General features: G+C 57.8%; 11 protein-coding genes. 5 read left to right on the top strand and 6 right to left on the bottom strand.

Going from position 1 to position 13,486, the window contains the following annotated elements:
• Nucleotides 1-67: 67 nt before the first annotated feature.
• The 6 genes from QUE41_RS09425 to QUE41_RS09400 all read right to left on the bottom strand — a co-directional run bounded on the left by QUE41_RS09425 (nucleotide 68) and on the right by QUE41_RS09400 (nucleotide 7,445).
• Nucleotides 68-1,258 (bottom strand): conjugal transfer protein TraF, encoded by a 1,191-nt coding sequence (locus QUE41_RS09425; RefSeq protein ID WP_286342621.1) that lies wholly within the window; start codon nucleotides 1,256-1,258, stop codon nucleotides 68-70.
• Nucleotides 1,259-1,503: 245 nt separating this feature from the next.
• Nucleotides 1,504-3,567, bottom strand: a complete 2,064-nt coding sequence (locus QUE41_RS09420) for a M13 family metallopeptidase (RefSeq protein WP_286342620.1) — start codon at nucleotides 3,565-3,567, stop codon at nucleotides 1,504-1,506.
• Nucleotides 3,568-3,742: 175 nt separating this feature from the next.
• Complete coding sequence (gene speG / locus QUE41_RS09415; RefSeq protein WP_286342619.1) at nucleotides 3,743-4,279, bottom strand: spermidine N1-acetyltransferase; 537 nt, start codon at nucleotides 4,277-4,279, stop codon at nucleotides 3,743-3,745.
• Between the two features lie 84 nt (nucleotides 4,280-4,363).
• Nucleotides 4,364-5,584, bottom strand: coding sequence for a M24 family metallopeptidase (locus tag QUE41_RS09410; protein ID WP_286342931.1), 1,221 nt, complete (start codon nucleotides 5,582-5,584; stop codon nucleotides 4,364-4,366).
• A gap of 69 nt (nucleotides 5,585-5,653) precedes the next feature.
• Nucleotides 5,654-6,826 carry a hypothetical protein gene (locus tag QUE41_RS09405; RefSeq protein WP_286342618.1) on the bottom strand — a complete coding sequence of 391 codons (1,173 nt, stop codon included), beginning with the start codon at nucleotides 6,824-6,826 and terminating at the stop codon, nucleotides 5,654-5,656.
• Between the two features lie 226 nt (nucleotides 6,827-7,052).
• Nucleotides 7,053-7,445 (bottom strand): hypothetical protein, encoded by a 393-nt coding sequence (locus QUE41_RS09400; protein WP_286342617.1) that lies wholly within the window; start codon nucleotides 7,443-7,445, stop codon nucleotides 7,053-7,055.
• Between the two features lie 928 nt (nucleotides 7,446-8,373).
• Between QUE41_RS09400 and QUE41_RS09395 the strand changes: the two genes are divergently transcribed.
• Genes QUE41_RS09395 through QUE41_RS09375 form a run of 5 tightly spaced genes read left to right on the top strand, consistent with a single transcriptional unit; the run spans nucleotide 8,374 to nucleotide 13,406 of the window.
• Nucleotides 8,374-9,117: an outer membrane lipoprotein-sorting protein gene (locus QUE41_RS09395; RefSeq protein ID WP_286342616.1), complete on the top strand. Its 744-nt coding sequence runs from the start codon at nucleotides 8,374-8,376 to the stop codon at nucleotides 9,115-9,117.
• 3 nt (nucleotides 9,118-9,120) lie between these two features.
• Nucleotides 9,121-10,341 carry an ABC transporter permease gene (locus QUE41_RS09390; protein WP_286342615.1) on the top strand — a complete coding sequence of 407 codons (1,221 nt, stop codon included), beginning with the start codon at nucleotides 9,121-9,123 and terminating at the stop codon, nucleotides 10,339-10,341.
• Nucleotides 10,331-11,563 (top strand): ABC transporter permease, encoded by a 1,233-nt coding sequence (locus QUE41_RS09385; protein WP_286342614.1) that lies wholly within the window; start codon nucleotides 10,331-10,333, stop codon nucleotides 11,561-11,563. The genes QUE41_RS09390 and QUE41_RS09385 overlap by 11 nt, the downstream gene beginning before the upstream one ends.
• Nucleotides 11,564-11,565: 2 nt before the next feature.
• Nucleotides 11,566-12,249: an ABC transporter ATP-binding protein gene (locus QUE41_RS09380; RefSeq protein WP_286342613.1), complete on the top strand. Its 684-nt coding sequence runs from the start codon at nucleotides 11,566-11,568 to the stop codon at nucleotides 12,247-12,249.
• Complete coding sequence (locus tag QUE41_RS09375) at nucleotides 12,246-13,406, top strand: hypothetical protein (RefSeq protein ID WP_286342612.1); 1,161 nt, start codon at nucleotides 12,246-12,248, stop codon at nucleotides 13,404-13,406. The genes QUE41_RS09380 and QUE41_RS09375 overlap by 4 nt, the downstream gene beginning before the upstream one ends.
• The last annotated feature ends 80 nt before the right edge of the window (nucleotides 13,407-13,486 follow it).

The raw sequence follows: 13,486 nt of genomic DNA, 5'->3' as shown, positions 1-13,486 counted from the left end.
CGGCCCAATAAAAAAGGCCAGCCCCGGGGGGCTGGCCTTTTTGTCTCTTTGCTGACGGCAGCCGGGCTTAGAACTTCCAGCCCAACTGCAGTGCGGCGCCGCGCTCTTCGTCATCGCCGAACTGAGCCGCCAGATCCAGGCTGAAGCTGTCCCAGGGGGTGATCCCCAGGCCCACGGTCAGCAGGTCCTCGTAGTTGTCAGACAGGTCCGTAACATAGCCGCCACGCAGCTGAATATGGGTCCAGGTCAACTCCAGGCCGGTGCGCACCATCTGGCGAGGCTGCAGCAGTTGAGGGGCGTTGCTATCCACCACGAAAGACTCGTCTTCAACCAGGTCCGCCTCCACCGTGGCACCGAAGATCCCCTTCTGCCAAGCCACCGCCGCAGCGTAAGTGGGCTCCAGGCTGATGGTGTTGCCCTCCACATTGTCGATGGAGTGTTTGATCAGGTTGTAGCCCACCAGACCGAAGCGCCAGTTGCCGTAGCTCTTGTAGAAGCCCAAATCCAGGTTGAAACCGGAGTCATCGCTCAGGTACTCATCCTCGAAGTAGTCATCGTTGTCGTAGTTATTGATGTTGGCGCGATAGAGATAGGTGTCCAGTCGCTGGTACTTGGGCGACACACCGACACTGAACTCACCGATGCTGGGCAGTTTAAACTCACGGGCCAGGTTCAGTGCCACTTCGGACACCACCACGGCATGGGCCACCCCCTCGGACTGCAGCTGGTCAGGGTCGAAAACGCCGGTCACCAGTGCCTGTTCAACCAGGACCCGGTCGTTATCGTCGTAATCGAAATCACCGTTGCCCACCACATAGCCGCCAATGGTCAGGCCCCAGGCCAGCTTCTTGGAGGGAGCAAAAATTCCCAGGTCCAGGTTGGCTTCGCCAACCAGGCGGGTGTTATCCAGGGCTTCCAGTTCGCGCAACAGGGCGTCGGCATCGGCCTGAGTGGGTGGATCATTGGGATCCATGGCGTTGATCTTATCCTCGAAGCGCTCAATGGCGTCCTGAGTATCATCCACCTGATCCAGAGCATCCTCATACTCCTTGGCCAGGGCATTAACACCCAAGCGGATATAGAGGTCATCGCTCTCTTGAAAACGGGTTAACAGGGCGGGGTTCAGAGGGGCGCGGGTGAAATCGCCGCTGGCGATACCTGTGTAGCCGGCACCGGCACTCTTGGCGTCCATGCCTACTACGGCACTGGCGGGCGCGGCGATGGCCATCAGGGCCAGACTCACTACGGATAACTTCATCATCTCTACCTATCTGCGTGGTATTTATTGTGCTGCCTGGTGCAGCGATGTAGGACCGGCCGGTTATCACGACAAACGATCCCAGGTACTACAGCGACAGCCTGGACCACTCCCTTAAATCGGCTTACAAATTTAAGCCACAGCGTCGGGACCAGGCTGTTCCTCCTGTATCGGCCTTCCCGGCCAAAGTGTTAATACAAAAACACCCCGCCGAGGCAGGGTGTTGAATTGTAGCAAGATTTAATTTACCAAATCTTTACGCGCTTCTCGGGTGGCAGATACATGGCATCGCCTTCCTTCACCTCAAACTGGGTGTAGAACTCGTCCATGTTGGACAGAGGACCGTTAGCACGGAACTGAGAAGGAGAGTGCGGGTCAGTGGCTACACGGTTACGCAGCGCCTGCTCCTTGTACTTGCCACGCCAGATCTGACCCCAGCCGATGAAGAAACGCTGGTCGCCGGTCAGGCCATCCATTACCGGAGCCTCCTTGCCTTCCAGAGACATCTTGTAGGCCTTGTAGGCGATGGTGGCACCGGACAGATCGCCGATGTTCTCACCCAGGGTCAGCTTGCCGTTCACGTTCAGGTCGGGGAACACCTGGTAACCGTCGTACTGGGCGACCAGGGCGCTGCCGCGCTCCTTGAACGCCTTCAGGTCGGACTCGGTCCACCAGTTCTTCAGGTTGCCGTCCTTGTCGTAACGGGAACCCTGGTCATCGAAGCCGTGACCCATCTCGTGGCCGATCACCGCACCGATACCGCCGTAGTTCACCGCATCATCGGCGTTCATGTTGAAGAACGGAGGCTGCAGGATGGCGGCCGGGAACACGATCTCGTTCATCACAGGGCTGTAGTAGGCGTTTACAGTCTGTGGAGTCATGTGCCACTCATAACGGCGGATTGGGCCGCCCAGCTTCTCCAGATCCTTGTCGTGGGACACCAGGGAGGAGCGGATGGAGTTGCCAACCAGATCGTCTGCCTTGATTTCAAGGGCGGAGTAATCTTCCCACTTGTCTGGGTAACCGATCTTAGGCGTGAAGGCAGCCAGCTTCTCTTTGGCCTTCACCTTGGTTTCCGGGCTCATCCAGTCCAGCTCATCGATGCTGGCGCCGTAGGCCTTACGCAGGTTCTCTACCAGCTCGCTCATGCGGGCCTTGGCCTCTGGCGGGAAGTGCTTCTCTACGTACACCTTGCCCACAACTTCACCCAGGTTACCGCTCACCAGAGATACGGCGCGCTTCCAACGCTCCTTCTGCACTTCCTGGCCGTTCAGCTGACGGGCGAAGAAGTCGAAGTTCTCGTCGTCAAACTGCTTGGGCAGCAAGCTGGCGTAGGAGGTCAGCAGGTGCCAGTTCAGGTAGGTCTTCCAGTTCTCAACGGAGTTGTCAGCCAGAACCTGACCCAGGGTCTCGATGTAGCTGGGCTGGTTGATGATGATGTCGGGCTGCTTGTCGCCGCCGATCACCTTCAGGTAGCCGTTCCAGTCGATGTTGGCAGACAGCTTGGACAAGTCCGCCACCTGATACTTGTTGTAACGCTTGGCGCTGTCGCGGCTCTCAACACGGGTCCAGTGGCCTTTGGCCAGGGCGGTTTCGATGGCCAGGACGGTCTTGGCGGCATCGGCGGGGTTGGCCACACCAGCCATGGTGAACATCTTCTCCATGTGGGCCAGGAAGCCTTCACGGATCTTGACGAAGCGCTCGCCTTCGTTGAAGTAGTAGTCGCGATCCGGCAGAGACAGACCCGCCTGCCAAATGTGGGTGGCGTAACGCTCGGAGTTCTTGGCATCCACGTTTACGTAGAAGGCCATGGGGGTACCGGCGCCAATCATCTGGCTGTGGGCAAAGTAGGCCACTACGTCGTCGCGGCTGTCGATGGCAGCAATCTTGCTCATCTCAGACTTGAGCGGGCTCAGGCCCAGCGCTTCGATGGTGTCGGTATCCATGAAGGAGCGATACAGATCGCCCACTTTCTGCTCGTCGCTGCCCGCTTTCAGGCCAGGCATGCCGGCCAGCTCTTCGATGATCACCTTAACGTCATCGCGGGCCTTCTCACGCAGGTCATAGAAGGCACCGGAGCTGGTGCGATCCGCTGGTACCTCGGTGGTCTTCATCCAGGTACCGTTCACGTAAGAGTAGAAATCGTCCTGAGGGCGGACGGTGGTGTCGAAGTTCTGGAACTCGATGCCAGAACTCAGCTGCTTCTGAACGGCTTGAGCAACAGCAGTAGGCTGGGAAGTTTCATTTTGGGCACAGCCTGCTACCAGCAGGGCGGAGGCACACAGGCCACCAATAATGACGCGTTTCATCAGCATATCCTTATGATATATGGAGCTAATAGATTCAAAACCCCACGATACTAGCCTTCAAAGGATCGCAGGTCAAAACCCACTTTGTTACAACCTTATTCCAAGCTGATGATAATTCGGTCATGAGAGTAAAGAGGCGCGATCGTGATCCTGGTCACCATCGCGATCCTCTGCCCTACTCCGGTGAGCCTGAGTGCAGCGCAAGGTACTGATGCTGCAGAATGTACATCCGTTTTACGTCACAATAGCGACCGTTGATGAAATACTCCTGAACCAGATGGCCCTCCTCCAGGAAACCGCACTCCCGATAAAGGTGCAGGGCCCGCTCATTCTCCAGGGCCACCAGCAGATAGACCTTGTGCAGGTTAAGGATGGTAAAGGAGTAATCCAAAGCCTTGTTGATCATCTGCCTGGCCAGCCCTTTGCCCTGATGCTCAGGGGCAATGATGATCTGGAACTCGGCGCTGCGATGGATGTAGTTGATCTCAATCAACTCCACCAGGCCGATGAGTTCCCCATCCACGTCCTCCACCACAAACCGGCGTTCGGCGTTGTCGTGGACATGCTTGTTGTACAACTGCTCCAGCTCATCGAAAGATTCATAGGGCTCTTCGAACCAGTAGGCCATGATGTTGCGGTTGTTATTGAGGTGGTGGACGAACTTGAGATCGTTGCGCTCCAGAGCCCGAAGCGCCAGTTTGATGTAACTCATACACAGATTCCGTGTGAAGCCTGACTACCAAGTTACTCCATGTCACCGGTCGGGGCGACGACTTTTCGCCGCCCCAGGGGGCCATCATCCCCTGCGGTAACCGAAGGGGTCATCGATGCTGTAAGCCGGTTCGGTGAACCAGCGCGGGCCAGCCTCGGTAAGGTAGAAGTGGTCCTCCAACCTGACACCAAACTCCCCGGGCAGGACCAGCATGGGCTCATTGGAGAACACCATGCCGGGAGCCAGTGGCTGGGTTTCCCCCCTCACCAGATAGGGCCCCTCGTGGATCTCCATGCCGCAACCATGGCCGGTGCGATGAGGCAGGCCTGGAAGGCGGTAGTCGGGTCCAAAACCATAGGAGCACAACACTTCTCGGGCGGCATAATCCGCCGACTCACAGGGACGACCCGGCTGGGCGGCATCAAAGGCGGCCAACTGGGCGGCCTTTTCCGCCTCCCAGGCCAGGCGCTGGCGCTCATTGGGTTCGCCAAAGCAGTAGCTGCGGGTGATGTCCGAATGGTACCCCTCAACAATGCAGCCGGTGTCGATCAGCACCCAGTCCCCCTCTTGCAACACCTGAGGCTCCTTAACGCCATGGGGGAAACTGGTGGCCAGACCAAAGAGGACGATGCAGAAACTGGAGCCACCTGGGGCACCGACTTTGCGGTGCGCCTTATCGATAAACGCCACCACTTCGGTGGTGGTGATGCCGGGACGAAGAATTCTGGCTGCCGCCTTGTGCACCTCCAGGGTCATGCTCTTGGCACACTGCATGAGAGCCAGTTCAGAGTCACTCTTGCGGGCACGCAGAGACTGAAACAGGGCTGCGCCATTAATCCAGTCCAGTTTGGCACCTGCCAGCTTCAGCCCGTCGTAGAGAAACAGGGGAACCGATGGGTCAACCGCCACCTTGCCGGCGGCGATGCCATGGTCATTCAGAAGACCGGTCACCAATTCATAGGGAGACTCGTGCTCATGCCAACCGGCGATGGGCGCCGACACCTGCATAAACTCTTTTAAGGTATCCCACTCGAAATGGGGGGCGATGTAGACAAGATCACCACTGTCCATCAGCAGCGCCCCGACCATGCGCTCGCTGGGGGACCACTTAAGGCCGGTAAAGTAGTTCAGATTGACCCCGGCATTGATGAACAGGGCACGTACTCCCTGTGCCTTCATGGCTGTGGTAGCCGCCACCTGCCGCTGACGGTACTCTTGTGCACCTATGGGTTGCAGCCCTTGGGTCATTGTCTCCAACTGCTGCAGTTCATGTTCGGGATCAGACCCACCCACACCTATGGTCATATCGACTTTCACCTCATTTGAATATTGTATGCAATATTAGAGCAAGAGGCGGAGTCTCCTCAACACGATTTAACTCTCAGGGTCGGTGAGTATTGCCAGTTTTGCTCGATACAACTCCTCCTGCTCATCCTCATGGGTGTGCTGCAGCGCCATGGCCAACGCCTGTTTGGCTTCCCCCTTTCGCCCCAGCTTAAACGGCGTCTTTCCCTTACCGGCGTAACCATGATGCAGATAGGGCGCCCGCTCGATGGCGGTTTGGTAGTAGCGCAGAGCCTGACGGTAGTCTCCGGACTGGAAACTCTGGTCGCCCAGGGCGAGCCAGCGAAACGGACTGGGGTCTGTGGATTGCTCAATCCTTTGCGTCAGTTGTTGCGCTTCCTCTCCCCTGCCCTGCCGGCGAAGCAGTAAACGGTAGTTGGACAACAGATCCAGATGATCCGGATTGGCCTTCAAACCAAACAGGTAGATCTTCTCCGAGAGCTCGATCAGGCCCATGTTGCGGTAGATCACTGCCAGTAAGTTGATGTTGTCACCACTGTTGGGGTCCCACTCCAAGGCCTGGGTGACCAGCCAGCCTGCCTGCCCCAGTTGGTTCGTGGTCAAGGCTTCCGCCGCCAAGTTGCGGTAATACATCCCCATAAAGGCGGCGTGGCTGACCGAGCCCTTCTGCCAGTTGTTGGCGGTTGGGAAATAGTCCACCACCACATTGGGACGCCTGGCGTAGACCACCCCCTCCTCTGGCTGGAACTCAGGATCGTAGAGTCGAGTGCGCACATGGTTGGAGATCAGGCCAAACTTCTCCCTCTTCAGATAGACAGGGTTGGTGGTCACCCCCAGGTACTCCACCTCTATCCCCGCCAGATTGGCGTAGGCCGTGGTCAGAATCGCCAGGGAAAGGCAGTTGCCGGCGCCCTTCTCCACCACCTCTGATGCCGTGTAGGTCGCACCATAGTAGGTGAAGTTGTCCATGCTGTTCTCAAGGTAGTGGTACAGCCGCCGGTGGCCCGGCACCGACAGATTGTCCTGGGCGGTGTAGAAACTCAGAAAGCTGTCTCGCTCCGATTGGGGCAGCTGGAACAACTCAGACTCCTCCCTGATGGCCGGCCTGGGACCGAACTGGCTGGAGTCTATCAGTTCGAAGACCGTCGGGGCGGGCGTGATCCGGGCGCTGTCCGGAACGGGTTCCGTGCTGGCGCAGCCCACCATTAGACCGGCGCAAAGGAGTAGTGTCTGATACTTCATGATCGTCCTTGTGATTATCTGGCCTGGCTCTCACGTCCTGTGAGCATGGGCCCAATACTGGGAACTCGCTAGCCGTCCGGGATGTAAGGACAGCGATTCTCGCCTCTCGCCCGCAGGCCGGCATTAAGCGGAAAAGATTGGCGATTCAGAAAGATAGTGTCAAGGAGGTTGTGGGCCGGCCGATTACCTCATGTGGTAATCGACCATAATGGCTGCCTCAGAGGGATCAGTTGAGAGAGTAGACAGCCAGGATACGGTAGGGGCCAGGTTCGCAGCCGTGAAACTCACCGGACGCCAACAGAGTCTTGGCCTCCTCCAGCGTAGGCAGCAGACACTGCTCATTGACGCATACCCTTTCCGCCAGATGGCTGCAGGAGAGCAGAGAGCACTCGGGCTGACTGCCGAAAGCAAAGCTGACGATGTCGAAGCCCTCGAGGGTTGGGGACTGAGGCACCTCAATGGTCACCGCGCGCTTGCTGTCCACGGAGAAAGCCTCCCACTCACCAAGGCAGTCATTCCACTGCTCGGGGTAGAGCTCGTAATAGAAGGTCTGAGGCTGCGCATCATCGTCTGCCTCGACCACAAGGGCCCGGTCCGCTTCGGCGCGGCGGTTAAGCATCCAGTGTCCGTTAAGCAGAGACTCATCTTGCTCGGCACAGATAAGGTTATGGGAGTTACAACCACTGACCGAGAAAAGTCTTTTTACATTCGCATTCTTTAACCAATCTGGCTTAGCGATTATACGCTTGGCCATATAACCCATAGGTACCATTTTCATAGTCCTTATATCTGGAAACGTCAGGTTGACCGGCAGAAATATCCACTCGTCATTTTATATTGAGCTGGTGCTCTTATTCCTTAATGTCTGACCCCTGCTCATCAATTAAATTAGCAGCTGACATAAAGAATATTTATTCTTTTTGATCGGCTAACCATGCCAAAAGGCTGAGAAAACAGATAATAATCTGCTTAAACAGTATGTTAGGCATTTATCAATTGCATGTTTCCTATGCAGTTCATGCAAAAACCACCTTATTGGCGGAAAAATACCACCAGTGATAATGCATTAAACTTGCATTAGGAACTCATAAAATAACAACCAGCATAAGATTATTGGCATTAAGCCTAAATTAAAATCAGCTAATTTAGGACGAGCAAATAATTACAGCATCAAACCAAAACTGGCTGTCGGCGACCCGACTTTGTCGCAACAATACAGATTGCTGCAAAAAATATCAGCTGAGCACTCTCACTCTGGTGAAGCTAAACACAGCTTCCCCATTCACTTACGCTTGAATTATATGATCGAATTGACCGAAGCTTTTCAGTGTAACCACAGTAACTGACAAAGACAATGTGATTAAGTGCGTTTTCAGCCACTCTTAACTTGGTGCTTTTTCACACTGAGCTTATGGACCAAAGTGACTGTATATCAGTATATTGGTCCTAACAGACTGGTGAATCTTTGCCCGCCCAGGTGTGGACTCGACCGTCCCCCTCGACGGCAGACAGGAGCAGATCCCACTGCCCTCATCCCAGGAGGTCTCATGCATAAGTTTCTCCTCATCATGGTCTTGAGCTGTTCCCTGCCATCCCTGGCCGATGATGCCTTGGAGATCGTTCGCCAGTCCGATCAACAGATGCGGGGGGACTCCAGCTATTCAGAGATGACCATGACCATAGTCAGGCCTGAGTGGACGCGCACCATGACCATGAAGAGCTGGACCAAAGGCCAGGATCTCTCGCTGGTGCTGATCACCGCTCCGGCCAAGGAGAAAGGCAGTGCCTCATTACGACGGTACCGGGAGATGTGGAACTGGGTACCGGGCATCCAGAGGATCATCAAGATAGCTCCCTCCATGCTGGGTCAATCCTGGATGGGTTCAGATTTCACCAATGACGATCTGATCAACCAGTCCTCCATCGTGGTGGACTACCGTCATCAGTTGCTGGGTGACGCCCTGGTCGACGGCCAGTCTTGCTGGGTTATCGACGCCATCGCCCGGGAGGACGCACCGGTCGTCTGGTCCAGAGTCAAGTTGTGGATAGCAAAGGAAAGCTTCCTGCAGCGCCGGGTCGAGTTCTACGACGAATTTGACGAACTGGTCAACACCCTGACCACCTCAGAGGTCAAAATCCTGGGAGGGCGTCAGATTGCCACCCTGATGAAGATGGCCCCCGCCGACAAGCCAGGGCAACTTACCCAGATTGAGACCCATCAGGCCGAGTTCGATTTCGCCATTGGAGACGAGTTCTTCTCCCAATCCCAGATGAAGCAGCTGAGGGACTGACCCATGTTGCTCAGCCTGGCATGGCGCAACCTTTGGCGGCAGAAGCGGCGAACGCTACTGACCGCTTCCGCCCTGGCGCTGGCCCTGCTGCTGTCACTGTTGACCCGCAGCCTGCAGGAGGGTACCTACGACAGCAACATCGACAATGCCGCCCGCCTCTCCACCGGGCTTATTCAGATTCAACACCCCGAGTTTCGTCAAAGTCACAGCATCGATCACCTGATTCCCGGCAGCGCCCCATTTATCGCCCCTGCCCTGTCCCTGACTCAGGTAAGCATGGCGTTGCCGAGACTGGAAGCCTGCGCCCTGGCCGCAGGCGAGCACTCCTCCAAGGGCATAGTGGTGATGGGCGTACCACCGGAGCAGGAGAACCACTACTCAGGATTGGCCGCTCGAGTCATCGAGGGGGACTACCTGAAACCCGGCCAAATCCTTGTGGGCGAAGGGTTGGCGCGACATCTGGGGTTGTCAGTAGGGGATGAGATGGCGCTCTATGGCCAGGGCTATCGTGGCCAGACTGCCGCCGGACTCTATGCGGTGGGCGGCATAGTACGGTTCGCCATGCCCGGGTTTGATTCGGCTCTCGCCTATCTGCCAATAGAGAGTGCTCAGCACCTTTTCGGCACTGACGGTCAGATCAGCAGCTGGCTGATTCAGCCCACGGGACTTGAGGCATTGTCTCCTGTGACGACCACACTGGGGGAGCTCTACCCTGAGCAGCGGGTGCTGGACTGGGAAACCCTCGCCCCGGAGATGTCTCAACAGATCCAGATGGACAGGGCCGGCGGTCAATTTATGATTTTCCTGCTCTATGGTGTGGTGGGGTTTGGTCTGTTTGCCACCCTGATGATGATGACCCTGGAGCGCCGCCGCGAATTTGCGGTCATGATGGCCACCGGCATGACCCGGCTGAAACTGGTCAAGCTGGTGATGACCGAGTCTCTGTTTATCGGCGCTCTCGGCATAGTCATGGGACTGGCCGTGGCACTGCCGCTGATCGCCTGGTTTACCCGACACCCCATCAGGCTGAGCGGAGACGCGGCCAGGATGATGCTGGAACTGGGCTGGGAGCCGGTGATGCCCATGGTGTTGTCGGTCCAGCTGGTGGCCGACCAGATAGCCATCGTCATGGCTTTGCTGCTGATTTGTCTTGTTTACCCCATCATTCGCATTGTCCGGCTCAAGCTGGTGAATGCCCTCAAAGGGGGCGATGATGCTGATTAAACTGGCCTGGCGCAACCTGTGGCGTAACCCACTTCGTACCGGCATTTTGCTGGCCACCATGGTGTTTGGCCTGACCGGCGTCATCACCCTGATGGGGTTTCTCACCGGCATGTACGCCAACATGATCGATAACGCCATCGCCTGGCAGACCAGCCACCTGCAGGTGCAGCGGGCAGGCTATCGGGACAACCCGGAACTGGACCGGATTATTGTGTCACCCACCCCCATTCTGGCCGCGCTTGAGCGACATCCGCGTGTGGCCGCCGTCTCGCCACGCTTCCTGACCCAGGGTATGGTCGCCTCGGCGCGCAGCACCCGGGGCGTATTGATTCGGGGTGTGGACCCTGTCGCAGAGGCCCTGGTGACCCCGGTGGCCAGTCACCTGATTGAGGGACAGTGGCTGGATGAGCATGGCCGCAATCCCGTGGTGGTCTCCCATCGAACCGCCGAAAGGTTGAAACTGAGGCTGGGCTCCAAGGTGGTGATCACCTTCTCCGACCATTCCGGGGAGGTCACCGGTGCCGCATTCCGGGTACGGGGATTGTTTCAGACCCCCTCCAGCCAGTTCGACGACAGCAACCTCTATGTCCGCCACGGCGATCTTCAAGCCCTGGCTGGGCTCGAGGGGGTGCATGAGATTGCGGTGCGCCTCACGGAGTCCAACTTCAGAGACTCGCAAGATCTGGACGCCGTTCGCCGCTCGCTTGAGCCTGTCAGCACAGCGGAGAATCGCATCGACGCCTGGGGCGAAATCCAGCCGATGCTGGCGTCCATCTTGTCTCAGAGTGGCGTCAGCAATGGCATCATCCTCGGGGTCTATGTCACCGCCATGGGGCTGGGGATCATCAACATCATGCTGATGTCGGTGTTCGAGCGCACCCGGGAGTTTGGCATGCTGATGGCCATCGGCATGCCCAAGGGCCAGGTGTTTGTTCTTATCCTGCTGGAAACCACCCTGCTGGGCTGCGCCGGCGGCCTTCTGGGCGTAGTCCTGAGCGCCCTGCTGATGAAGGTACTGGCGCACACCGGCATCAACCTGCAGATGATGGCCGAAGGGCTGGCCGCCTTCGGTGTCGATACCCTGCTCTACCCCAGAGTGGAGTTAACCGAATACCTGATGGTGTTCGTCACCGTCGCCGCGACGGCCATGATCGCCGCCCTCTACCCTGCCCGCCAGATACTGCGCAAACAACCGGTAGACGCCATGTCGGAGAAACACTGACCATGACCATAGTGATTGACCAGCTGTGTAAGACCTACAACCCCGAGACCGACTTTCCGGTCAAGGCGGTGGATCATGTGGACCTGACCATAGAGCAGGGGGAGTTCGTGGCCGTGATGGGCCCCTCAGGGTCCGGCAAAACCACCCTGCTGAATCTGCTCGGCGGGCTGGACAAGCCCACTGAGGGCCAGGTCACCATCGACGGGCGACGCATCGACAGCCTGACCCATGATGAGCTGATCGCCTTTCGCCGGGATCAGGTGGGCTTTATCTTTCAGGATTACAGCCTGCTGCCGGTACTCACCGCACTGGAGAACGTCGAGTTTGTGATGCAGCTGCAGGGCCACAGCACCGACGAATGCCGGCAAAGAGCGGAATCTCTGCTTGAACGAGTCGGCTTGCAGGCCCACATGCATAAACGCCCGGCCAAACTCTCCGGCGGTCAGCAACAGCGGGTGGCCGTCGCCCGGGCCCTGGCCCCCACCCCAAGATTCGTGATGGCCGACGAGCCCACCGCCAACCTGGACGCGCGCAGCACCTCTGAACTGCTGGACATCATGCAGCGGCTCAATCAACAGGAGGGCACCACCTTCATCTTCTCTACCCACGACCCCAGGGTGATCACCCGGGCGCGGCGGGTGGTAGTGATGGAGGATGGCCGCATCACTGAGGACAGACGCCAGTGAAGGCCTGGGCCCTGCTGCTTCTGCCTACCCTGGCCCGGGCACAGATCCCCGGGCTGACGCCCCAGTCTCCCTGGGAGGTCTCTGGCTACCTCAAGGGGATGACCACGGTCACCCAGCCCAAGGGGGCCCCCAGCCTGACTGAGCACCTGCTGCATCAAAGGTTCGACATTGAATTTCGGGGATTGGCACAGTGGCAGTTCAACCTGGGGATGCGCAATCGACTGCTCTACAGTGATAACCTGTCCCAGCCGGGCTACGGTGACCTGATCGGCGCCGATCCCGGCTATTGGGATCTCTCCGCCAACTGGCTGGAGCGGGATACCCTGCAGGGCACCTCCAGCCTGGATCGCCTCTACGCCACCTGGCAGGGGGAACAGTGGCAACTTAGAGGCGGACGCTTTCGCATCAACTGGGGCATGACCACGGTATGGAACCCCAATGACCTGTTTAACGTCTACTCCATCTACGATTTCGACTACGAAGAACGCCCTGGTAGCGATGCCCTGATGGTCAGCCGTCAGTTGGGGTTTGCCAGTGAAGTCAACCTGGTGTTCAGCCCCGATGACGACCCGGATCGCCACAGCTACGCCCTGCGCTACCTGTTCAATATTCGCGGTTGGGATGGCCAGTTGCTGGCCGGAAAGTCCGGATTGGACCATGTCGCCGGGCTGGGTTTTGCCACAGACATCAAGGGGGCAGGAGTGAGAGCGGAGGTCAGCTATTTTGACCCTCAGCAGCAGGATCCCCAGTTGCCTGCGATGACATCGAGCTGGGTCACCAGCCTGGAGAGCGATTACAGCTTTACCGGGCCGCGCAACCTGCTGGCCCGGCTGGCGCTGCTGCACATCAGTGCGCCCCTGCCCACTGCCTCGGCGGCGGAGTATCTCAGGCTGCCCCTGTCCGCCCGCACCCTGAGCTTTACCGAATTCACCGCTTATGGCGAACTGGGATGGGACCTCTCCGCCCTCACCCGGCTGGTGCTCTCCACCAGTTATTACGACGATGAGTCCCTGTTCTATGGCGCGAGCCTGAACCACTCCCTGGCCGACGACTGGAACCTGCTGGGCGTGATTCAACGTTTCGACGGCGGCGGCGACAGCCTGTTCGGCCAGTCGCCAGCCACCCTATGGTACGCCCAGCTGCGCTGGAGTTTCTAGGCTGACTAAACCAGTCGACACCGGGATGCATGGACCATCATCTGGGCAATGGTGGTGGCATTGAGCACCAGCTTGAGTTG

It is taken from the genome of Ferrimonas sp. YFM, assembly GCF_030296015.1.
Taxonomy (GTDB): Bacteria; Pseudomonadota; Gammaproteobacteria; order Enterobacterales; family Shewanellaceae; genus Ferrimonas.
This window is presented reverse-complemented; position numbering and strand designations above follow the sequence as displayed.

Coding starts and splice junctions, on each gene's coding strand:
- QUE41_RS09425 (WP_286342621.1), bottom strand. CDS start 1,258: ATGAAGTTATCCGTAGTGAGTCTGGCCCTGATGGCCATCGCCGCGCCC.
- QUE41_RS09420 (WP_286342620.1), bottom strand. CDS start 3,567: ATGAAACGCGTCATTATTGGTGGCCTGTGTGCCTCCGCCCTGCTGGTA.
- speG (WP_286342619.1), bottom strand. CDS start 4,279: ATGAGTTACATCAAACTGGCGCTTCGGGCTCTGGAGCGCAACGATCTC.
- QUE41_RS09410 (WP_286342931.1), bottom strand. CDS start 5,584: ATGACCATAGGTGTGGGTGGGTCTGATCCCGAACATGAACTGCAGCAG.
- QUE41_RS09405 (WP_286342618.1), bottom strand. CDS start 6,826: ATGAAGTATCAGACACTACTCCTTTGCGCCGGTCTAATGGTGGGCTGC.
- QUE41_RS09400 (WP_286342617.1), bottom strand. CDS start 7,445: ATGCTTAACCGCCGCGCCGAAGCGGACCGGGCCCTTGTGGTCGAGGCA.
- QUE41_RS09395 (WP_286342616.1), top strand. CDS start 8,374: ATGCATAAGTTTCTCCTCATCATGGTCTTGAGCTGTTCCCTGCCATCC.
- QUE41_RS09390 (WP_286342615.1), top strand. CDS start 9,121: ATGTTGCTCAGCCTGGCATGGCGCAACCTTTGGCGGCAGAAGCGGCGA.
- QUE41_RS09385 (WP_286342614.1), top strand. CDS start 10,331: ATGCTGATTAAACTGGCCTGGCGCAACCTGTGGCGTAACCCACTTCGT.
- QUE41_RS09380 (WP_286342613.1), top strand. CDS start 11,566: ATGACCATAGTGATTGACCAGCTGTGTAAGACCTACAACCCCGAGACC.